General features: G+C 60.2%; 20 protein-coding genes and 1 tRNA gene. 11 read left to right on the plus strand and 10 right to left on the minus strand.

Annotated features, from left to right (window positions below; genetic code table 11):
- Positions 1-84: 84 nt before the first annotated feature.
- Positions 85-843 (minus strand): DUF4145 domain-containing protein, encoded by a 759-nt coding sequence (locus ACPYOI_RS16220; protein WP_481423038.1) that lies wholly within the window; start codon positions 841-843, stop codon positions 85-87.
- 280 nt (positions 844-1,123) lie between these two features.
- A tRNA-Gln gene (locus tag ACPYOI_RS16225) sits at positions 1,124-1,197 on the minus strand.
- A gap of 244 nt (positions 1,198-1,441) precedes the next feature.
- Between ACPYOI_RS16225 and ACPYOI_RS16230 the strand changes: the two genes are divergently transcribed.
- From ACPYOI_RS16230 to ACPYOI_RS16240, 3 genes are read left to right on the plus strand one after another with little or no spacing between them, the layout of a single operon-like run.
- Positions 1,442-3,025 carry a Ppx/GppA phosphatase family protein gene (locus ACPYOI_RS16230; RefSeq protein WP_481423039.1) on the plus strand — a complete coding sequence of 528 codons (1,584 nt, stop codon included), beginning with the start codon at positions 1,442-1,444 and terminating at the stop codon, positions 3,023-3,025.
- A 6-nt stretch (positions 3,026-3,031) separates the two neighbouring features.
- A complete protein-coding gene (locus ACPYOI_RS16235) occupies positions 3,032-3,751 on the plus strand; it encodes an RlmE family RNA methyltransferase (RefSeq protein ID WP_168828487.1) in 720 nt (239 codons plus the stop codon).
- 56 nt (positions 3,752-3,807) lie between these two features.
- Positions 3,808-4,191 (plus strand): VOC family protein, encoded by a 384-nt coding sequence (locus tag ACPYOI_RS16240; RefSeq protein WP_481415153.1) that lies wholly within the window; start codon positions 3,808-3,810, stop codon positions 4,189-4,191.
- Between the two features lie 5 nt (positions 4,192-4,196).
- On the opposite strand, the gene ACPYOI_RS16245 is transcribed toward ACPYOI_RS16240, so the two are convergent.
- Positions 4,197-5,621 (minus strand): DHA2 family efflux MFS transporter permease subunit, encoded by a 1,425-nt coding sequence (locus ACPYOI_RS16245; protein WP_481415022.1) that lies wholly within the window; start codon positions 5,619-5,621, stop codon positions 4,197-4,199.
- A 244-nt stretch (positions 5,622-5,865) separates the two neighbouring features.
- On the opposite strand from ACPYOI_RS16245, the gene ACPYOI_RS16250 reads away from it, so the two are divergent.
- The 5 genes from ACPYOI_RS16250 to ACPYOI_RS16270 all read left to right on the plus strand — a co-directional run bounded on the left by ACPYOI_RS16250 (position 5,866) and on the right by ACPYOI_RS16270 (position 10,545).
- Positions 5,866-6,858: an MBL fold metallo-hydrolase gene (locus tag ACPYOI_RS16250; RefSeq protein WP_481415021.1), complete on the plus strand. Its 993-nt coding sequence runs from the start codon at positions 5,866-5,868 to the stop codon at positions 6,856-6,858.
- Between the two features lie 177 nt (positions 6,859-7,035).
- The gene (guaB, locus tag ACPYOI_RS16255) at positions 7,036-8,520 is read left to right on the plus strand and encodes an IMP dehydrogenase (RefSeq protein ID WP_481415020.1); all 1,485 of its coding nucleotides are present in this window, start codon (positions 7,036-7,038) and stop codon (positions 8,518-8,520) included.
- 2 nt (positions 8,521-8,522) lie between these two features.
- Positions 8,523-9,083, plus strand: coding sequence for a hypothetical protein (locus tag ACPYOI_RS16260; RefSeq protein WP_481415019.1), 561 nt, complete (start codon positions 8,523-8,525; stop codon positions 9,081-9,083).
- A gap of 66 nt (positions 9,084-9,149) precedes the next feature.
- A complete protein-coding gene (locus ACPYOI_RS16265; protein WP_481415018.1) occupies positions 9,150-9,572 on the plus strand; it encodes an MAPEG family protein in 423 nt (140 codons plus the stop codon).
- Between the two features lie 97 nt (positions 9,573-9,669).
- Complete coding sequence (locus tag ACPYOI_RS16270) at positions 9,670-10,545, plus strand: dienelactone hydrolase family protein (protein ID WP_481415017.1); 876 nt, start codon at positions 9,670-9,672, stop codon at positions 10,543-10,545.
- On the opposite strand, the gene ACPYOI_RS16275 is transcribed toward ACPYOI_RS16270, so the two are convergent.
- On the minus strand, positions 10,546-11,451 hold the full coding sequence (locus ACPYOI_RS16275; RefSeq protein ID WP_481415016.1) for a hydrogen peroxide-inducible genes activator: 906 nt from the start codon (positions 11,449-11,451) through the stop codon (positions 10,546-10,548).
- A 120-nt stretch (positions 11,452-11,571) separates the two neighbouring features.
- On the opposite strand from ACPYOI_RS16275, the gene ACPYOI_RS16280 reads away from it, so the two are divergent.
- Together ACPYOI_RS16280 and ACPYOI_RS16285 are read left to right on the plus strand one after the other, a co-directional pair.
- On the plus strand, positions 11,572-13,068 hold the full coding sequence (locus tag ACPYOI_RS16280; RefSeq protein WP_481415015.1) for a catalase: 1,497 nt from the start codon (positions 11,572-11,574) through the stop codon (positions 13,066-13,068).
- A 175-nt stretch (positions 13,069-13,243) separates the two neighbouring features.
- Entirely contained in the window at positions 13,244-13,873 is a 630-nt protein-coding gene (locus ACPYOI_RS16285; RefSeq protein ID WP_481415014.1) for a TetR family transcriptional regulator, read from the plus strand.
- A gap of 3 nt (positions 13,874-13,876) precedes the next feature.
- On the opposite strand, the gene ACPYOI_RS16290 is transcribed toward ACPYOI_RS16285, so the two are convergent.
- Positions 13,877-14,833 (minus strand): LysR substrate-binding domain-containing protein, encoded by a 957-nt coding sequence (locus tag ACPYOI_RS16290; RefSeq protein WP_168828496.1) that lies wholly within the window; start codon positions 14,831-14,833, stop codon positions 13,877-13,879.
- Positions 14,834-15,034: 201 nt separating this feature from the next.
- On the opposite strand from ACPYOI_RS16290, the gene ACPYOI_RS16295 reads away from it, so the two are divergent.
- Complete coding sequence (locus ACPYOI_RS16295; RefSeq protein ID WP_481423040.1) at positions 15,035-15,334, plus strand: DUF1127 domain-containing protein; 300 nt, start codon at positions 15,035-15,037, stop codon at positions 15,332-15,334.
- 87 nt (positions 15,335-15,421) lie between these two features.
- On the opposite strand, the gene ACPYOI_RS16300 is transcribed toward ACPYOI_RS16295, so the two are convergent.
- The 5 genes from ACPYOI_RS16300 to ACPYOI_RS16320 form a co-directional block, all read right to left on the minus strand.
- A complete protein-coding gene (locus tag ACPYOI_RS16300; RefSeq protein ID WP_481415012.1) occupies positions 15,422-16,312 on the minus strand; it encodes a DUF937 domain-containing protein in 891 nt (296 codons plus the stop codon).
- A gap of 87 nt (positions 16,313-16,399) precedes the next feature.
- On the minus strand, positions 16,400-17,773 hold the full coding sequence (locus tag ACPYOI_RS16305) for a glutamate--cysteine ligase (protein ID WP_481415011.1): 1,374 nt from the start codon (positions 17,771-17,773) through the stop codon (positions 16,400-16,402).
- Positions 17,774-17,922: 149 nt separating this feature from the next.
- Positions 17,923-18,660 (minus strand): 16S rRNA (uracil(1498)-N(3))-methyltransferase, encoded by a 738-nt coding sequence (locus ACPYOI_RS16310; protein WP_481415010.1) that lies wholly within the window; start codon positions 18,658-18,660, stop codon positions 17,923-17,925.
- Positions 18,661-18,675: 15 nt separating this feature from the next.
- Positions 18,676-20,169, minus strand: a complete 1,494-nt coding sequence (locus ACPYOI_RS16315) for an inorganic phosphate transporter (RefSeq protein ID WP_481415009.1) — start codon at positions 20,167-20,169, stop codon at positions 18,676-18,678.
- A 62-nt stretch (positions 20,170-20,231) separates the two neighbouring features.
- Entirely contained in the window at positions 20,232-20,744 is a 513-nt protein-coding gene (locus tag ACPYOI_RS16320) for an NUDIX hydrolase (protein ID WP_481415008.1), read from the minus strand.
- Between the last annotated feature and the right edge of the window lie 66 nt (positions 20,745-20,810).

Below are 20,810 nucleotides of genomic sequence, written 5' to 3' on the forward strand. Positions count from 1 at the left end.
GAGAGAGGCTTAGTCCTCCAAAAATCGGAGGACTACAATTATCGCACCGCGCGGCAATTTATTCCTCCGTCGTGCTCATTTCGATCAACGGAGAGACTTAGGCTCTGGCGCCGCCTTCTTTGCCTTTTTGCGCGGCGGCACCTTGGCCTTAACCTTTGCTATTTTCTCTGCCGAAGCCTTTTTTCGAGCCGGGAGAACCATGTTGTTGTAGATGAAATCCTCAAGCGTATCCATGAGCGCATCAAGGTCGCTTACCTTAGGCCGCCAACCTCGATGCGCAGACGCGCTACCGGCATCAACGAGGATATCGATATGATCCTTCTCTGACTCCTTGATCAGACCGTTTTTAACGAGATCTTCGACCTTCTGCTCGAAGCGCTTGTTTGAGTTTATACCGAGGATCTCTGCAGCAATATCAAACGAAGTTCTCATGCCTATGGAGGCAAGCACTTTTAGGTCGTGATCAAGCGCGCCGTAGAGCTCCAGCATCGACGCATCAAGCGCGGAGGTTTCCTTCAGATCGGTTTCGACTGATCCGCTTTGAAACCATTCAGGGCGTTCTCGTTTGGATTTCGCTGGCCAGCTTCCGATCGTCTCGACGTGAGTTGTTATTACCTCGCCTCGATAGTCATACTCTTGGTAGTACTCCTCAGAGTTCGTGCTGACAGATTGTGCAAAGACGTGATCGCAACCGCAGCACGTCAGCAGATACCAGTCGCAGTACCACTGATAATTTTCATCACCACCCTGTTCGGGGTAATGCCCATGTATTTCGCAATTGCGATCCCCCCGGCACTTCGAACAATAGGCCTTAATTCTCTGGCCAATACGACTTTCACTCATTCAAGATCGTCTTTCCAAAGATCGCCGCCCGCTTCTGCCGTGGGAGCACGATGAGCACGCCCATGATCTGAAGGGCGTTTGCCAAAGCTGCCGTGTCCGTTGTGGGTGCAACCTGCCAGAGCATGTTGCATGTTGCAATCCATGTTGCATGGATTCGCCGTGGCCCAATTGAAATGCCCGGAAATCAAGGGGAACAGCTTGCAACACGCTGCGACATGAAAAGAGCGAATTTACCCGCTGTCTTTCAATCTAACCGTTTGAACTTGTTGAAGAAATTGATTGGCTGGGGAACCTGGATTCGAACCAAGATCGACGGAGTCAGAGTCCGCTGTTCTACCATTGAACTATTCCCCAGCAGGTGCGGCCGGCGAAGCGGTTGCGCTGGTGTGCGGCGCTTATAAACAAAAGCCGCGAGAATGCAAATACCTGTTTCCAAAAAATTTCCGCGCCGTGAACAGTCGAGGTTGGCGGGTGCAATTTCAGAAATTCAAAAAGAATTTGGTGATTTGAACGGGCGCTGGTATTCTCGCGGCAACGCAAAACTAGTGAGCGCCTGCTGCATACCGTCATGGACTTGCGCGGCGCGTGGAAAACGAACGTGGAAGACCCCGAAGGCGGCGCAAAGCCGCAATTTGACGGGGCGTCGGCGGCAGCGCGAAGGGATGGTAAGAAGTCCCGGCGCCGCAAGGGCAAACGAGGCGGCCAATCCCGCAACGTGGCTCATGCTGCTTGGCAGGCTCCTTCTGGCACATCCGGAGAGGCTGCGCGCGCCATAGAAGTTGCGGCCGAAAATCCGGCCCGCAAGCGCAAACGTCGTCGCCGTGGCAACGGCGGGCAGCAGCATGGCGGGGCTTCCGCAACGATCCAGCAGCGTGAGAAACCGGCTTCGGCCGATCTGGCGGCGCATGCGGGCGAAGAGGCTTCGTCCAGCCGCCGCAACCGGCGCAAGCATCGCGGAAAGCGCGGCATTCAAGGACGTCCTCTGGCGCCCGGCAAGGCTGTCGGTCAGCCGGCGATCGTTCCACAGCCAACCGCCGCCAGAGCTGCCGGCATAGCGCCGGTTCCGGGCATCGCGCGCGCCAATGGGAGTGCCGAGGCTCAGGCCGGCGACGCCTACAGACGCGCCAGCCAGTTTCCGGCTCGCGGACGCGATCGCGCGCTGGATAACCCGTGGCCGGACGAGCTCTATGCCGCGCTCGATCTAGGCACCAATAATTGCCGTCTGCTGATTGCGCAGCCGACCCGGCCGGGACAGTTCCGCGTCGTCGACGCCTTTTCGCGTATCGTCCGCCTCGGCGAGGGGCTTGCCGCAAGCGGCCGCCTCTCGGACGAGGCGATGGATCGCGCCATTGACGCGCTGCGCGTCTGCGCCGGGAAGCTCAAGAACCGTGAAATCCGCCGCATGCGTCTGATCGCCACCGAAGCCTGCCGCCAGGCCGCAAACGGCGAGGCGTTCCTCGAGCGCGTGGTTGCCGAAACCGGGCTCGAACTCGAGATCATCGACCGCGAAACGGAAGCGCGCCTTGCCGTATCCGGCTGCTCGTCACTTGTCGGACGTGAAGCCCGTTCCGTCGTGCTTTTCGATATCGGCGGCGGCTCGTCGGAAATCGCCGTGATCCGCATTGGCGAGAATCGCTTCAGCCGCCTTGCCAACCACATCACCCACTGGACCTCGCTACCGGTCGGAGTCGTTACGCTTTCCGAGCGGCATGGCGGACAGCATGTGACTCCCGAAAGCTTCGAGGGCATGGTGTCGGAAGTGGCGGACATGCTTGCAAGCTTCAGTTGCCCTGAAATCGAAATCGCACAATCCGGTGATTTTCACCTGATCGGCACGTCGGGCACGGTAACGACGCTCGCCGGCGTCCACCTCGACCTGCCTCGCTACGACCGCCGCAAGGTGGATGGCATTTGGCTCTCGGATGACGAGGTTTCGGCCATGCAGGCGAAACTCCTCTCCTGGGACTTTGCAAGCCGCGCCGCCAACCCTTGCATCGGGCCTGATCGCGCCGATCTGGTGCTGGCCGGCTGCGCCATCTTGGAGGCGATCCGACGCCGCTGGCCGAGCCCGCGCATGCGCGTTGCCGATCGCGGCTTGAGGGAAGGCCTGTTGACCGACATGATGGCGGACGACGGAGTCTGGCGGCGTCATCGAAACCGCCGCGGCCAGCGCGCAAGGTAGGGAAGAATGACTAAGGCACCGATCGCCGGCAACCGCACCGGCCGCAAGCTAGGCCAGCGCGTCAAGAACAAGAAGATGAAGGCGTCATCGCGCCAGTGGCTGCAGCGCCACATCAACGATCCCTATGTGCAGCGAGCGCAGCTCGAAGGTTATCGCGCCCGCGCGGCTTTCAAGCTGCTGGAGATCGATGAGAAGTACAATATTCTGAAGGGTGCCCGCCGCATCATCGATCTTGGTGCTGCTCCGGGCAGCTGGTCGCAGATTGCCGCGAAAGTGACGGGATCGACGGACGAGGACATCCGCGTCGCGGCGATCGACTTCCTGGAGATGACCCAGCTTCCGGGCGTCAAGGTATTGCAGCTCGATTTCCTGGATCCTGAAGCACCCGCGAAACTCATGGAGGCCGTCGGAGGCACGCCGGACCTGGTGATTTCAGACATGGCAGCGCCCACGACGGGTCATCACCGCACCGATCATTTGCGGACGATGCATCTCTGCGAGGTCGCCGCGCATTTCGCCGTCGAGGTTCTGGGCGAGGGCGGCCATTTTCTTGCAAAGACGTTTCAGGGCGGCACCGAACGCGAATTGCTCAACATGCTGAAGCAGCATTTCCGCCAGGTCGTGCACGTGAAGCCCGCCTCATCACGCGCGGAATCGGTCGAGATGTTCCTGCTGGCGAAGGGGTTCAAGGGCCGCAAGCCGGACGCTGACGCCATGGAAGCTTGATCTTTCCGGTCATCTGGGGCGATTATGACGGTCCCAGGACCGGAATGCCATTGACCATGCTTCTCTATGTGACCCTCGGAACCAATGACATCGAGCAGGCGCGGCGCTTCTATGATGCCGTCCTGCCGGTGCTCGGCTATCGCTGCCAGCGCCTGTCGAACGAGGAAATCGGCTACTCCGCGGATAGGGATACGCGCTGCCGCCTATGGGTGGTCACGCCCTTCAACCGCCGGCGGGCGTCGAATGGCAACGGTACGATGGTGGCACTCTCGGCCGAAAGCCGGGCTGATGTCGATGCCTTCCATGCGGCGGCGATGGCAGCTGGAGGCGCCGACGAGGGCAAACCAGGCCTGCGGCCGTTCCACGCGAGTTTCTACGCCGCCTATATTCGCGATCTCGACGGCAACAAGCTCAGCGCCGTTTGCGAAAAGCCGGAATAGGAAGGCTATTTGACTGCCTGCTCCTCGGCCTCGATGACCTCCGGATCGAGCCGCTTGGCGCGGTGTCCTGAAACCACGGCGCCGGCGTTCTTGTCCATGCGGACGAAGGGGATCATCGCCAACACCGTTAATCCGGCAATGACGTAGAAAGCCAGGTGGAAATCGGCGACCTGCAGTGCTTCGCCGCGGAGATAGATCGACGTCTCGAGGATGGTTGCCGCGACGGCGACGCCGAGCGCAAGGCTGACCTGCTGCATCACCGAACTCAACGACGTGGCCTGGCTTGCCTCCTTGTCGTCTATTTCCGCGAAGGCGAGCGCATTCACGCCAGTGAACATGAAGGAGCGGGAGAACCCGCCGATCAGCAGCACGCCGATGATGACGAGGTGTGACGTCTCCGGCGTGAAGAGGCCGGTGATGATGGTCACGACAGTCGTCACCACGCCCGCGCCGAGCAGTGTCGATCGAAAGCCGATGGCTCTGTACACGCGCCGCGCCATGAATTTTGTCGTTATTGCACCGATCGCGCCCGAGAAGGTGATGAGGCCGGACTGAAAGGGCGTGAGTCCGAAGCCGAGCTGCAGCATCAGCGGCGTCAGGAAGGGCATGGCACCCACGCAGATGCGGAAAAGCATGCCGCCGCCTGTCGAGGCGCGGAAGGTCGGATTCTTGAAGAGGTCGAGATTGAGGATCGGTGTCGGATAACGTCTGGCGTGGCGCACGTAGAGCAGGCCGCAGATCAGGCCGATCACTGTCGCCGAAATGCCGATGACCGGCGGCAAAGCGGGAAGGCTGACGACCGACAGGCCAAAGACGACGCCGGCCGCAGCAAGGGCTGTCAGCACGAAGCCGATAATATCGAGCTTCGGCGGGGCGGTTGCTTCAACCTCCGGCAGAAAGATCGTCGCGAGCCACACGCCGATCACGCCGACCGGTACGTTGATGAGGAAAATCCAATGCCAGCTGAAATAGGTGGTGATGAAGCCGCCGAGCGGCGGCCCGGCAAGCGGTCCGACCAGGGCCGGGATCGTCAGCAACGCCATTGCCGACACCAGATCGCTCTTCTGTGTCGTGCGCACCATCACCAACCGGGCGACCGGCGTCATCATCGCGCCGCCCATGCCCTGCAGGAAGCGGGCGAAGACGAATTCGATGAGGCTGGAGGAGAAGGCGCAGAAGAGCGAACCAACGACGAAGACGCAGATTGCCAGCCGGAAGATGCGCTTGGCGCCGAACCGGTCCGCCATCCAGCCGCTGACCGGAATGAAGACCGCAAGCGACACCATGTAGGAGGTCAGCGCCAGCTTCAGCGTGATCGGCCCGACATGCAGGTCGTTGGCAATCGCCGGCAGGGCGGTCGCGATCACGGTGGAGTCCATCTGCTCCATAAAGAGCGCGACGGCCAGAATCAGCGGAACGATGCGGTTCATAGGCGAAAGCCCTGGTGGATCTTGGAGGAGGCTTGGGAGGTCCCCTGCTCTGTAGTCTCCCCTGCGGTCGCTGCCAACCCCTGAAGTTGTCGTGTTTACACGTTTTTATCACGTATGCGTGAGACGGCTTGCGCGACAACCGCTCCTTTCAAAATTCGCATATGTTCACCCGGCCGGACGGTGTCTCCGGCGAACGAGCCAAAGGCGTCAGCGCGGCGACGCACCGCGCTATTGGAGGATGGATATGGCAGCTTCATTGGGGATGAAGCGGCGCACGCTAATCGTGGCAGGCATTGGCCTGCTTGCGGCGCCTGCTATTTTAAGAGCAACGGCTTCAACAGCCGCAAGCAGAGAGACAAGTAATATGAGTGCAATGATGCTGCCCGAGATCAACCAGTTCAAGCTCGGCTCTTTCAAGATTACCGCGATCAGGGACGGCGGCAACGTCCTGGACAAGCCTTTCGAAACTTTTGGTACCAATCAGGATCCGGAGACGGTCAAGAAGCTGCTTACCGACAATTTCCTGCCGACCGAGAAATTCGTGAACAGTTATTCGCCGGCACTGATCGATACCGGCTCCGACGTCATCCTGGTCGATACCGGTTTCGGCCCCGCCGGCCGCGAACGAGGCCTCGGCAAACTCCAGGATGGACTGAAGGCTGCAGGTTATGCGGCAGATGACGTTACCGTCGTCGCACTCACCCACCTGCATGGCGATCATATCGGTGGTTTGATGGAAAACGGCGCTCCTGCCTTCAAGAATGCACGCTACGTGGCGGGCCAGGCGGAATATGACTTCTGGTCCAGCAAGGCCCGCGAAGGCACGCCGGCCGAAGGCGGCCACAAGGCAGTGCTCGCCAATGTCGTGCCTCTGGCCGACAAGACCACGTTCATCAAGGATGGAGATCCAGTCGCCGGCGGCATCACGGCGGTGCTGGCGCCAGGCCACACACCGGGCCACATGGTTTTCCATGCCGAATCGGAGGGTAAGCGGATCGTCCTCACCGGCGACACTGCGAACCACTATATCCTGTCGCTGCTGCATCCCGAATGGGAGGTGCGCTTCGATATGGACAAGGCGCAGGCCGCCGCCTCGCGCAAGAAGGTCTTCGACATGATCGCGACCGACAAGATCGCTTTCCTTGGTTACCACATGCCGTTTCCGGCGGTGGGCTTTGCGGAGAAGGAAGGGACGGGCTATCGGTTCGTGCCGAAGACCTATCAGTTCGACATCTGAGCCTGGCGCATAGCGGCCATCACGCGCCCGGCCGGTAAGCCGGGCGTTTTGCTATTCACTTCCTGTCATAGACGTGTTACCAGCCCTCGCCAACTTCCAAAGCAATCCTTGCATACCGCCGGGGCGGACGATTCGTTCCGGGAGGGTTTGCATTTTCTTACCTGAAGGAAATTGGCCATGGCTCGCATCATTGAAACGCCAACCGGATTGGATGCACTCACGTTCGACGACGTGCTCCTGCAGCCCGGTCATTCCGAGGTTCTGCCCGGCCAGACGAGTGTCGCCACGCGCATCGCGACCGACTTCGAACTGAACATCCCGATCATCTCCGCAGCGATGGATACCGTGACCGAGGGCCGTCTGGCGATCGCCATGGCGCAGGCAGGCGGCCTTGGCGTCATCCACAAGAACTTCACACCCGCCGAGCAGGCGGAGCAGGTTCGTCAGGTCAAGAAGTTCGAAAGCGGCATGGTCGTCAATCCGGTGACGATCGGTCCGGAGGCAACGCTCGCCGATGCGCTGGCGCTGATGAAGATGCACGGCATCTCCGGCATCCCAGTTGTCGAGAAGTCCGGTCGCCTCGTCGGCATCCTCACCAACCGCGACGTCCGCTTCGCCTCCGATCCCACACAGAAGATCTACGAGTTGATGACCCGCGAAAACCTCGTGACGGTCAAGGAGAGCGTCGATCAGCAGGAAGCCAAGCGCCTGCTGCATGCGCACCGCATCGAGAAGCTGCTGGTCGTCGATGGCGAGGGCCGTTGCGTCGGTCTGATCACCGTCAAGGACATCGAGAAGGCGCAGCTGAACCCGAACGCTTCCAAGGACGCGCAGGGCCGCCTGCGGGCCGCCGCCGCTGTCGGCGTCGGTGACGATGGCTTCGAGCGCGCCGAACGGCTGATCGATGCAGGCGTCGACCTGCTCGTCGTCGACACCGCTCACGGTCATTCGGCTCGCGTTCTGGAAGCCGTCGCCCGCGTCAAGAAGCTCTCCAATTCCGTTCGCATCATGGCCGGCAACGTCGCAACGGCTGAAGGTACCAAGGCGCTAATCGATTCCGGTGCGGATGCCGTCAAGGTCGGTATCGGCCCGGGTTCGATATGCACGACGCGCGTCGTTGCTGGGGTCGGCGTTCCGCAGCTCGCCGCGATCATGTCCGCCGTCGAAGCGGCGAAGGCGCAGGATATTCCGGTCATCGCTGACGGCGGCATAAAATTTTCGGGTGACGTCGCAAAGGCAATCGCGTCGGGCGCTTCCGCCGTCATGGTCGGCTCACTGCTTGCCGGTACCGATGAGAGCCCGGGCGAAGTCTATCTCTACCAGGGCCGCTCGTTCAAAGCCTATCGCGGCATGGGCTCCGTCGGCGCCATGGCGCGCGGCTCCGCAGACCGCTACTTCCAGGCGGAAGTCCGTGACACGCTGAAGCTTGTGCCGGAAGGCATCGAGGGTCAGGTGCCGTACAAGGGGCCGGTCTCCGGCGTGCTGCACCAGCTCGCGGGCGGCCTGAAAGCGGCTATGGGCTATGTCGGCGGCAAGGACATCAAGGAGTTTCAGGAGCGCGCCACCTTCGTGCGCATCTCCGGCGCCGGCCTTCGCGAAAGCCATCCACATGACGTGACGATCACGCGCGAAAGCCCGAACTACCCGGGCGTCGGCGTCTGATCATGCTGGCGGGCAGCCGGATACCGTCTTGGGTCATCGGGCTGCTTGCCATTCTTTCTGCCGCCGCGCTGGCATGGACGGCCTTCGGCTACGCCCTGCCGTTCCAGCAGGAAACCGGGCGGCCAATGCTCGACACCTATTTCTCCGGCTACGACTATCCTGCGGTCGTCGCCATGCAGAAGCTGTTGAGCGAGAACGATGTCGCCCGCGGGCTGCTGTTTAGCATGTATCGCGGCCCGGAGCTCGTGCTGCCGGCGCTGGTGACTATGCTACTTTGGGCGATTCTCCTGAAGCTTCAGCCGGACCGCAGCTATTCCGGCAAGCCGATGCATCCCGTTTTGCGCAAGGCAATTTACGCTCTACCGCTCATCTACGGCATTGCGGACTATGCCGAGAATATCTCCAGTCTCGTTGCTTTCGGCGACGGCGGAGGCGCAGCGTCTGCCGCCGCGTTGCTGCCCTGGATGACCAAGTTGAAATTCGCAGCGCTCGCCGTCTCGGCAATCATCATCGTTCGTTCTTTGCTCATACGTCCCGGTCCGGACAGCGACGGTCCACAATAGGCTGGAAAGCGCCGGTATTTTCCTCTACTGCTTTGAAAATATGAGAGAAGTTGCGAGGGAAACCATATGACCGGCTATGAAATGTTCTGGCCAATTATTGCCCACGTCGGCCTGGTCTATGTCCTCTATATGCTGCTCAGCCTCCGCCGCCGGCAGATGGTGCAGGCGGGCAAGGCCAAGGCGTCCGACTACCGCGAAAACCGCAGCGAGCCATCGGAGAGCCTTGTCGTTAGGAACAGCATCGCCAACCAGCTCGAGCTGCCGGTTCTCTTTTATGTCTGCTGCGTCCTGCTTTACATCACCGAAGCGGACAACTTGCTTGCCGTCGCCCTTGCCTGGATTTTCGTCGCGCTTCGCTATCTGCATGCATTCATCCATGTCACGACCAACAACATGCGATACCGAAGCCCGCTCTTTGCCGCGGGTTACGTGGTGCTTGCCGCCATGTGGGTGTGGCTCGCAGTCTGGATGATTTTTCCAAACGGCTGATGGGTCATCGCGCCGGTAACGCGGTTTTGTTCCTGCGTTACCGGGCCATGGCTTATCTTGCCTTCCATAATCAATGAAGGGGAAAGAGGAGGTTCACATGGATAAACCGCAAATCACGCAGGCCATGATCGATGCGTATGATGAATACACGCATCTGACGCTCGACCGCCGCAGTTTCATGGACAAGCTGACGAAGCTTGCAGGCTCGGCGAGTGCCGCGGCCCTCATCGCCCCGATGCTCGCCGCAAACAAGGCGAGCGCGGAAATGATTGCCGCCAACGACGACCGGCTAAAGGCGCAGGATGTTACCTATCCCGGCAGCAGCGGCGAGATGAAAGGCTATCTTGTCGAGCCCAAGGATGCGTCGGGCAAGCTCGGCGCGGTGATCGTGATCCACGAAAATCGTGGCCTCAATCCGCATATTCGGGATGTTGCCCGCCGCATGGCGCTGGAAGGCTTCATCGCGCTTGCGCCAGATTTCCTGTCGCCGCAGGGAGGTACCCCGGAAAACGAGGATCAGGCACGCGAGATGTTTGGCAAGCTTGATGCGGCGACGACCGTCGCGAATGCCGAGGCGAGCGTCAAATATCTGAAGACGCTGCCTCTCTCAAACGGCAATGTCGGCGCCATCGGCTTTTGCTGGGGCGGTGGCCTCGTGAACAATCTTGCGACGAAATCGCCGGAGCTGAAGGCCGCCGTTGCCTATTACGGTGCGCAACCCAAGGCGGAAGAAGTGCCGAACATCAAGGCGGCGCTGATGCTGCACTATGCCGGTCTCGACGAGCGCATCAACGCCGGCATCGACGCCTACAAGAAGGCGCTGCAGGATAACGGCAAGGACGTCCAGGTCTTCGTCTATGACGGCGTCAACCATGCCTTCAACAACGACACGTCTGCGGCACGCTACGACAAGAAAGCGGCGGACCTCGCCTGGAGCCGCACCGTCGAATTCCTGAAGAAGAACCTCGGCTGATCAGGCGGCGGCGTCGCGTGCAATGGCGGAGGCGGCAATGACCGCCTCGGCCAGAGCCTCCATCTCCTTGGCTCGATGGCTGCTGCGCCGCCATGCGAGGCCGATCTCGCGTGCCGGCTGCGGCTCGGCGAAAGGCACGATGCGGATCGAGTTGCGGCTCGTCTCGGTGGCGATCGCCATTTCCGGGACGAGCGTCATGCCCATGTCGTGCGACACCATCTGCAGGAGCGTTGCCATCGACGTGGCGCCAAAGTTGACGAGACTGCGCTTGCCGGCGCTGCAGACGGCAAGCGCCTGATCGCGCAGGCAATGGCCTTCTTCCAGAAGCAGCAGGCGGTCGACATTCACCTCGTTTTCGGTGAGCGGCGACAGCAGCACGCTCTCGCCATTCTCGGCAACCGCCATATAGAAGCGGTCGGTAAAGAGCGACCGCGTCTGGATGCCTTCGACGTCGAGCGGCAGCGCGGCAATGACCGCATCGAGCTTGCCTGTTGTAAGATCGGCCATGAGCCGGTCGGTCACTGCCTCTTTGAGCTCCACCTCCACGGACGGATAGGTCCGGCGCAGATGCGGGATGAACTGCGGTACGAGATAGGGCGCGACAGTCGGAATAATGCCGATGCGGATCAACCCTGCCAGCAGGCCGTCGCCCGTCCTGGCTGTTTGCTCCAGCAAATCGACCTGATGCAGGATGGCACGCACATGAAGCAGCACGTCCTGTCCTTTGTGCGTAAGTATTGTGCTCGTGCGCATCCGCTCGAAGAGCTTGGCGCCCAGATATTCCTCCATTTCCATGATCTGCGCCGAAAGCGCCGGTTGGCTGATGTGGACCAGTTCCGCCGCCCGCCGGAAATGGCCGGTGGTGGCGAGGGCGTCGAAATAGCGCATCTGCCGCAGTGTCAGCATGATAAGTTTTTCCGATTGTGATCCTCACTAAATACGATTGGAAATTATCAATGGTCAATGGGAGAACAAAGCCGCTGGAACCCAATGAGTGTTCAAGAACCTATTTCAATGGAGAATTTCATGTCCGATCGCCCACGCTTGACGACAACGGCCGGCGCCCCGGTTCCCTCGAACCAGTATTCGCTGACGGCCGGCCCCCGCGGCCCCATCCTGCTCGAAGACTACCAGCTGATGGAAAAGATCGCCCATCACAACCGCGAACGCATTCCGGAACGCATCGTCCACGCCAAGGGCTGGGGTGCCTACGGTGAGCTGCATATTACCGAGGACCTCTCCAAGTACACGATCGCCAAGGCATTGCAGAAGGGTAAGGTCACGCCGATGCTGGCCCGCTTCTCGACGGTTGCCGGCGAACTCGGTGCGGCCGACCATGAACGCGACGTTCGCGGCTTCTCCCTGAAGTTCTACACGGAGGAAGGCAACTGGGACCTGGTTGGCAACAACACGCCGGTCTTCTTCATCCGCGACCCGATGAAGTTCGCCGACTTCATCCACACCCAGAAGCGTCATCCGAAGACCAACCTGCGCTCGGCAACCGCCATGTGGGATTGGTGGTCGCTGTCGCCGGAATCGCTACACCAGGTCACCATCCTGATGTCGGATCGCGGCCTGCCGATCGATCCGATGCACATGAACGGCTATGGCTCGCACACCTACTCGCTGTGGAATGACAGAGGCGAGCGTTATTGGGTGAAGTTCCACTTCAAGACCCAGCAGGGCCACAAGTTCTTCACCAACGAGGAAGCCGAAACTCTGATCGGCAAGACTCGCGAGGGCTATCAGGAAGCGCTTTTCGGCGGCATCGAGAGGGGTGAGTTCCCGCGTTGGACCGTCCAGCTGCAGATCATGCCCGAACTCGAAGCCGACAAATGTCCCTTCGACCCCTTCGACCTGACCAAGGTCTGGCCGCATTCGATGTATCCCTGCATCGACGTCGGTTATTTCGAGCTGAACCGTAATGCTGAAAACTACTTCGCCGAGATCGAGCAGGCGGCTTTCTCACCGTCCAATAAGGTTCCCGGCGTCGGCTACTCGCCGGACCGCGTGCTGCAGGGCCGTCTCTTTGCCTATGCCGACGCGCACCGCTACCGGCTCGGTACTCACTATGAGGCGCTGCCGGTCAACGCGCCGAAGTGCCCGGTTCACAACTACGTCAAGGACGGCGCGATGAACTTCTTCGGAGGTATCACGTCGGGCAATCCGGACGCTTACTACGAGCCGAACTCGGTCGCTGGTTCGCCGGTCGAAGTGCCGACCGTCGCCGAGCCGCCGCTCAGGATTACGGGTGACGCGTCCCGCTACAATCATCGTGAAGGCAACGACGATTACATCCAGCCGCGTGCGCTCTTCAATCTGTTCGATGCCGGCCAGAAGGCCCGCCTCTTCTCCAACATCGCGGCTGCGATGGGCGGCGTACCGGGTGAAATCGTCGAGCGCCAGCTCGCACATTTCAAGCTCGTGCATGCCGATTACGAGGCCGGAGTTCGTGCCGCTCTCGAAAAGCAGCATGGCTACAAGATCGATTCGATCAGTGCGCAGCCGGCGGCAGCAGAGTAGCTGATCCACAGTTTTGAAAACCAAAATTGGGGCTTATAGCCCCGATTTCCTTGGGCTTCTCGAGTCCGTTAAAATGCGAGCGTTTCCATTTACGCCGCATGAAGACGTGCATGCCATATCGCTCGGAATGCGCCGGTCTGAGGCACGTGCGCCAAAGATAATACATGGGAGCGATATGAGCGAGCAGGGTAAGGATCGCATCGGCCTTCGCCGGAAGCCGAAGCAGGAACGCAGCATCCAAAGACTTGATCTGATACTTGCCGCCGCCGCAGACCTGATCGCCAGAAAGGGCGTCAGCGCCATGCGCATGACGGAGCTGGCTGCCGCTGCCAAGGTGCCGATCGGCTCGGTCTACCAGTACTTCCCGGAAAAGGCCGCGATCGTCAAAGCCCTTTTCGACCGCCATGCGACCGCCGTCCAGGCGAAGACCGCTGGCATGTTCGCCGATGTCAAATCTTTCGATGAGGCACTGGAGCTGATCTCGGCCATGATCGACTGGTATTATTGCGAATACCGCAATGACGCCACCTATCTTGGCGTCTGGATGGGAACGGAAACCGACCAGGACCTTCTGCGGCTCAACATCGAACACAGCAATCGCGTGGCCGAAATCTTCCATGATGCGATAAAGCGCATCGCACCCGAGATACCTGAAACCGACATGCGGGCTCGCACCTATCTTTTCAGCCACCTGATCGGCGCATCGGTCCGCCTCGCGGTCAACAGCGAAGAGCAACTGGCGCAACGGATGCTGGCCGAATGGAAGCGCGTCATCCGCGCTTCGCTGTTCGCGACGGCGGCCTGACGCTTACCAGCTTGGCACCATATTGGCGGCCCTCAGGCGCGGATACTGCCGTGCGTAGGCCGACTTCCCATCCGCATCCAGATGGTCGTCAACCACCGCGGGCGTGATGTTGTCGAGGCAGGCGGTGATATGCGCCGTAATCGCATTCATCAGCGAGAGCGATACGCCCGGACGCTTCATGATGCCGATCTGAACCGGTGGCAGGGCAGGAAAGCCGTCAGCCTGGCTCAGCACCTTCATGCCGGTCCGCAAGGCCGATTCTGGCATCACCGAAACGGCCATGCCGGCGAGCACGGCAGAGGCAACCACGGTACACGACCAGCTCGTGAACAGGATCTGGTACTCGCGGCCGACCGCATCCAGCGCCGAGCAGGCAAGCTGCCGCCACTGGCAATCGCGGCGGCCCACGGCAAGCGGCACCGGCGCGTCGTCGCGGATGGGGTGGTTGGCGGAGCCGACCCAGCAGAGCGGCTCGGTTCTGACAACATCCGACATCCGCTCGCGCGGGTTATGCGTCACCAACGCGATATCGAGCTCGCCCTTGTGCATCCGTTCGGCCAGATCGGGCGAAGGCTCGCAGACGATGTAGAGCTCGACATTTGGATGGGTCTTGGCGAAACGGCCGATGATTTCCGGCATGTAGCGGTCGGCGTAGTCATCCGGCGTGCCAATGCGCAGCGTTCCCTCGAGACGATTGTCGTCGAAGGCGGCGATCGCCTCGTTGTTCAGGCGGATGATCCGGCGGGCGTAATTCAAAAGCTTCTCGCCCTCGACCGTCAGCCGGTTGCCACGGCCGTCCTTGATGAAGAGCTGCTTGCCGATCCGCTCTTCCAGACGCCGCATCTGCATGGAGACGGCGGATTGCGTCTTGTAGACGCGATCGGCGGCCTTGGTGAAGCTGCCGGAATCGACGATGGCGATGAAGGTCTGCAACTGGTCAATATCGAGGGGCGCGGACATGGGCTCACCTATAACGATCTCTGATAATAATCATTAGAAACATTCGTTGGACTGATCAATAGCCGTTTGGCATCTTCTAGATGCAAATCAAACATAGTGAAGAACAGACACCTTGCCTGTCCTTCAAAGGTTCAGCCTTTCTCTTTCCGCTCGACCTCGCGGGAGGGGTGGGTTGTTGCGCCCGAAAGAAAGGAGAGTTCGATGCGCATGATTGATCAGACAGTAGAACTCGACTGTGCCAAGCAGCCCGTGACGTTTTCCCAGCGTTTCGGCGGAGCCCTTGTGCCGCTGGCAGCTCTCTTTCGCGCATTCTGCAACCGCAGAGCGATCAATGGCTTGAGCGACCTCGACGATTATCAATTACGGGATATCGGCCTGACGCGGGCCGATATCACCGCGGCAATGGTAACGTCGACCTTCTTCGAGGACCCGTCGGCACATCTGACGAACTCGGCGCGCCGCCGCTGGCGTCTCGCGATATTCCGCTCCTATGCAGATTAGGAGCGGACTGTTTTCCCCGCAGGGTGATAACCAATAGCCCTGCCGCCTAACCCGGTGACCGGCTCTCCCAGCCGTCTCCGGGTTTTTTTATGGGCTCGGAGAGGGAGGCGTGCGTTTTGGCATGTAGGTCTCGAAGATCGCTTCCATGCTTTTCTGGTAACCCTTCTGCACCTCGAGCCCGCTGTCGAACATGGTATTGAGCATGTTCAGATAGCTTTCCGCTTGCTCCTTCGCTTCTTCCTTCGGAGCTTCCAGCGCCTTCTTGGCAGGTTCCGGTGGCTTTTGCGCCGCCGGCTGCGCGAGGCCCGTCATCATTTCCTGAAAGGCCTTGGCGAAGGGATTGTCAAAGAAGGGATTGACGGAAGGCTCCTTGGTCTCCTTGGGTTGCGGCTTCGGCGTGCTGAACATCATCTGCATCGCCTGCATGAACGGATTGTCGAAGATGTTTGGCTCGGCTGCGGCTTTCGGCTTCGGCGCGAAGCCTGTACTTTCCAACCAGTTCTGGATCATTTCGCCCATCGGCGTATTGGCGAAAGGATTGGCGGTCTGGGCCATCTGTCCGGTCGTTTGCTTGAAGATTCCGCCCATCAGCGTGTCGGCCATCACCGGTAGCATCTGTTTGTAGATTTCCTGGCCGATGCCGGTCATCTGCGCGGCCTGCGCGGCAACGGCGCGGGACACCTCTTTCGAGCCGAAAAGCTGGCCGAGGATATTGTTGCCGTCCGAGATGCCCTGCGGCGTGAAGGCCTTGCTCATATCCTCGAAATATTTGGCGTAGTTGCCGGAAGCGACCGCCTGCATCAGGGCCATGAAGTCGTACGGATTGCCGGTGGTACGCTTCAGGCCGGCGGAAAAGGCGGGCGTCAGCGCCGCCATCGCCTTGGCCGCCTGCTCTTGGGCAAGATTGAACTGCTTGGAAACAGCCTCCATCGCCGCGCCATTCTGCGCCTGCATCATCATGTCGAAGAGTGGCAGCATGACAGTCCTTCCCCCATGAGCAGTGCTTATGATTCACCACTATAAACGGAAAATGGACTGCGCAAATGAATTTAGTAGGTCCTGGCCCTAATACTGATATTCCGCGAAGACCGGCTCGACTGAGCCGTTCCAGCGGCCGTGATAGAGCGCCAGCAGGTCCTCGGCGAGCGTCGCCTTTTTCGCCATCACCTCGTCCAGCGGCGATAGGAAGATGCTCTCGTCCTGGCCTTCCTTGTTCAAGCGGTTGCGCGCCTTGAGACCGGCCTTGGAAATCCCGATGACCTCACGGGCGACTTCGTAGAGGGCATGGCCGCGGAACGTGGCGTTCAGGCCGGCCGCCGGAACAGCCTCCCGAAGCGCGTTGACTTCGGCGAATGTCCAATCCTTCGTGAGTTGGTCGGCGGCATCAAGTGCGGCATCGTCGTAGAGCAGGCCGACCCAGAAGGCGGGCAGGGCGCAGATGCGGCGCCATGGGCCACCGTCGGCACCACGCATCTCGAGGAAGCGTTTCAGGCGTACATCCGGGAAGAGCGTCGAAAGATGGTTCGTCCAGTCGCCCATCGTCGGCTCCCAGGCGGCAATCTCGCCCTTCAGCGCACCGTTCATGAACTGGCGGAACGTGACATGCGTACAGTCATGATAGCGGCCGTCGCGGACGATGAAATACATCGGCACATCAAGTGCCCATTCCATATAGTGATGGAAGCCGAAGTCGTCGCGGAAGGTGAAGTCGAGAAGCCCGGAGCGACGGTTGTCGGTGTCGCGCCAGATGTCGCCACGCCAGGAAAGCAGGCCATTTGGTTTGCCTTCGGTAAAGGGCGAGGAGGCAAAGAGCGCCGTTGCCAGCGACTGAAGCTTCATCGACACGCGCATCTTCTTCTGCATGTCGGCTTCCGAGGAAAAGTCGAGGTTCACCTGGATCGTGCAGGTGCGGTACATCATGTCGAGACCCTTGGTTCCGACCTTCGGCATGTAACGGGTCATGATGTCGTAGCGGGATTTCGGCATGCGCGGCGTCTCGGCCAGCGTCCATTTCGGGCTGCCGCCGATGCCGAGGAAGCCAATGCCCATCGGCTCGGCAATTTCGCGTACCGTCGCCAGGTGCGAATTGGATTCCCGGCAGGTCTCATGGATGGTTTCCACCGGCGCGCCCGATAGCTCGAACTGGCCGCCCGGCTCGATTGAGATCGCACCCATGCCGTGCTGGTCGGCGAGCCCGATGATATTGTCCCCATCCATGATCGGATCCCAGCCATTCTTTGTCTGAAGGGCCTTCAGAAGGGCTGAAATGCTGGCTTCGCCGAAATAGGGAACGGGGCTGTTGTCGGCACGGAAAAAGGCGAATTTCTCGTGCTCGGTGCCGATGCGGAAGCTGTCCTTCGGCTTGCTCCCCGCAGCCATATAGGCGGTCAGCTCCTGAACCGAAGAGATGGGCGTCTGGTCGGTAGTATCGCGAGCCATTCAGTGTAACCTGTATACTGGGGAACGCCCGGCGGGCCGGGACAATTGGAAGGGTGATTAGCGCCGCTCTCAGGTATGTTACAAGTGAAATTCTTTCAACGACGCATCAAAAAAATAGCGGGTTATTTCGCTGGAGGCTGATTGGAAGGTTAATTCCAGTCGCCGATCGCCGCCTGGATCACGGCCATGGCCGCTACCGCAGCAGTGTCGGCACGCAAAATTCGCGGCCCAAGAGGTATTGCCGTGACGAAATCGAGGCTCCGCAGCCGCGCGCGCTCCTCTTCCGAAAAACCGCCTTCCGGCCCCACGAGAAGAGCAAGTCTCCTTTCTTCGATCTTGGAGAGCAGCGGCAGCGGATTTTGCCCGGCGTCCCCCTCGTCGCAATAGATGAGCCGCCGGTCTTGCGGCCAAGCTTCCAGCAGATCGAAAAGCTTCATCGGTTCTGCGACATCAGGAATGCCGAGGATGCCGCACTGCTCGGCCGCTTCGACCACATTGGCCCTCAGCTTGTCGAGGTTGGTGATTTTGCCCTGGACATGCTGAGTCATCACCGGCTGCAGCAGACCTGCGCCCATTTCGACCGCCTTCTGCACCAGATAGTCCAAGCGGCCGACCTTCAGCGGCGCAAAAAGATAGTGCAGATCGGACGGCGCCGGCTGCGGCCGCGTCTCTTCGGTCGGGGTCAACTGAATGCGCTTGCGGCTCGGAAAGGAAAGCCTCGCCTTCCATTCTCCGTCGCGGCCGTTGAAGACCAGGATCTCGGCGCCATCAGTCATGCGCAGGACATTGGCGAGATAGTTGAACTGGTCGGGATTGGCCTCGATGGCAGCGCCCATCGACAAGGAAGCATCGACGAAAAGCCGCTGCATGCGGAAATTGGCGCGCATCTCAAAAGACCCCGGTCAAACGAAGAGGGCGAACATAACCAAATAAACCATCGCCGCAAGCGCAGCGGACGCCGGCACGGTGATGATCCAGGCGGCAACAATGGTCATGAAGTGCGAGCGTCGCACCAGATAGCGGCGGCGTCTCTCATGTACGTTCGGATCTTCCGGCTCGTCGATTGCCCAGGTTTCTGCCTTGCGGCGCATGAATTTGACGCGGCGCCTGGAATTGCGGGTGTACCATTCGCGGAAGAAACCGACGCCGAAGACCGAACCCACCGCGATGTGCGTCGTGCTGACGGGCAGGCCGAGCCAGGATGCGACGATAACCGTGAAGGCTGTCGACAGCGCAACGCAATAGGCGCGCATCGGGTTGAGCTTGGTGATCTGGTCACCGACGAGCCGAATGAGGCGCGGACCGAAGAGAAGCAGGCCGACGGAAATGCCGAACGCGCCGATCAGCATCACCCAGAGCGGCGGCGCGGTCCCGGTTGCCAGCGCCGTTGACGAATGCACAATGGCTGAAAGCGGTCCGACGGCGTTCGAGACATCGTTTGCGCCATGGGCGAAGGACAACAGGGCCGCCGAGCCGATCAGCGGAAATTTGAACAGGATCCGAAGTGAGCTGTTGCGGTTTTCGAGATCTCTTGATTGCCGAGCGACGATCGGCTTCGCCGCCAGCCAGGCGACGAGGCCCGCCAGCAGCCCCAACGCCAGAATCGTCAGTGACGAAAACCGCCGCGACGGCGCCAGCTGCAAGACCATGTAGGCTGTAAAGCCGCCCGCCATCATGGCAATCAGCACCGGAACCCAGCGCCGCGCTGCAGCGATCTTATCGTCTTGATAAATGATGAATGTCTTGATGAAAAAGAGCAGGCTGCCTGCGATCGCGCCGCCGATCAGTGGCGACGTCACCCAGCTTGACGTAATCTCAAGCATGACCCGCCAGTTGACGGGGTCCGGTCCGACGGCGGCAATTCCGGCTCCGATCACGGCGCCGACGATCGCGTGCGTGGTCGAAACCGGCGCGTTCAGCCAGGTCGCGAGGTTGATCCAGAGCGCAGCCGCCATCAACGCCGCCATCATGATCCACGCGAGTAGTCCTCCGGGCACGTGCACCGCATCCACAATGCTGGACGAGATCGTCCGGACCACCGCTCCGCCGGCAATCGTCGCACCGAGAACTTCGAAGATGGCCGCGATGACAAGTGCCTGCGTCATCGTTATGGCGCGCGCGCCGACAGCGGCGCCGACGTTGTTCGTCACATCGTTCGCGCCGATGTTCATGGCCATGTATGCCGCGAGTGCGGTGGCGGCGATGATGAGAACCGCGCTCGGACGCTCGAAGACGTAGACGCCCGCAAACAGCATCGCCAGTCCGAGGAAGATCAGGCCGAGGCCGGGTCCGACCAGCTTTCGAGAGACAAACTTCGCCGCGTCCTCGACGTGGGTGAATTTGTCGAGGTCCTTATCAAGCGTTCGTTTGGTCAGGACGGGGATTCGATCGGGCATGCTTTTCCTAGGACTGGCGCCTGCTTAGCGCCGTTAATCCTAGTTGCGCAAGATGGCAGGAATCATGCTGCCGGAATTTGCTTCGGCGAGTCTGCCTGCAGTTTCTCGGTTATTCTGCGCTTGAAGAGCAGAAAGAGCTTCCGAAGCTCCGGCTCATTGACGCGCGCCGCCGCTTCGTCGCAGGAAACCCACTCCGCTTTGCGCTCGCCCTTTTCCTTGAAATTCTTGACGATCTCGGAGACTTCGAGAACATGGACCTGAACCTTGCAGATCACTTTCAGTCCGTCCTTCAGAGCCTTCGGATAAGTGTAGGAGCCGAGCGGTTCGTTCTCTATCTTGCCGCGAACGCCTGCTTCCTCATAGGCTTCCCGGGCGGCAACTTCGTGCGAACACTTGCCGTTCATCGGCCAGCCCTTGGGGATGACCCAGCGGCCGGTATCACGGCTCGTCATCACCAGAACCTCAACCGCATTGGTCTTCTTCTTCACCCGGTAACAGAGCGCACCATATTGCAGTCGCGGCGGGCGCCGAAACATCAGTTGCACGTCAGAAGCCAGTCGGGAAAGAAGCGTCAATTCGCGGGCCACCTTCTAAAGTTTGTCTCCAGAATCATAATTACGAACCACTAATATAAGCGCTGC

The organism is Rhizobium sp. SVR5-2C, assembly GCF_056755115.1.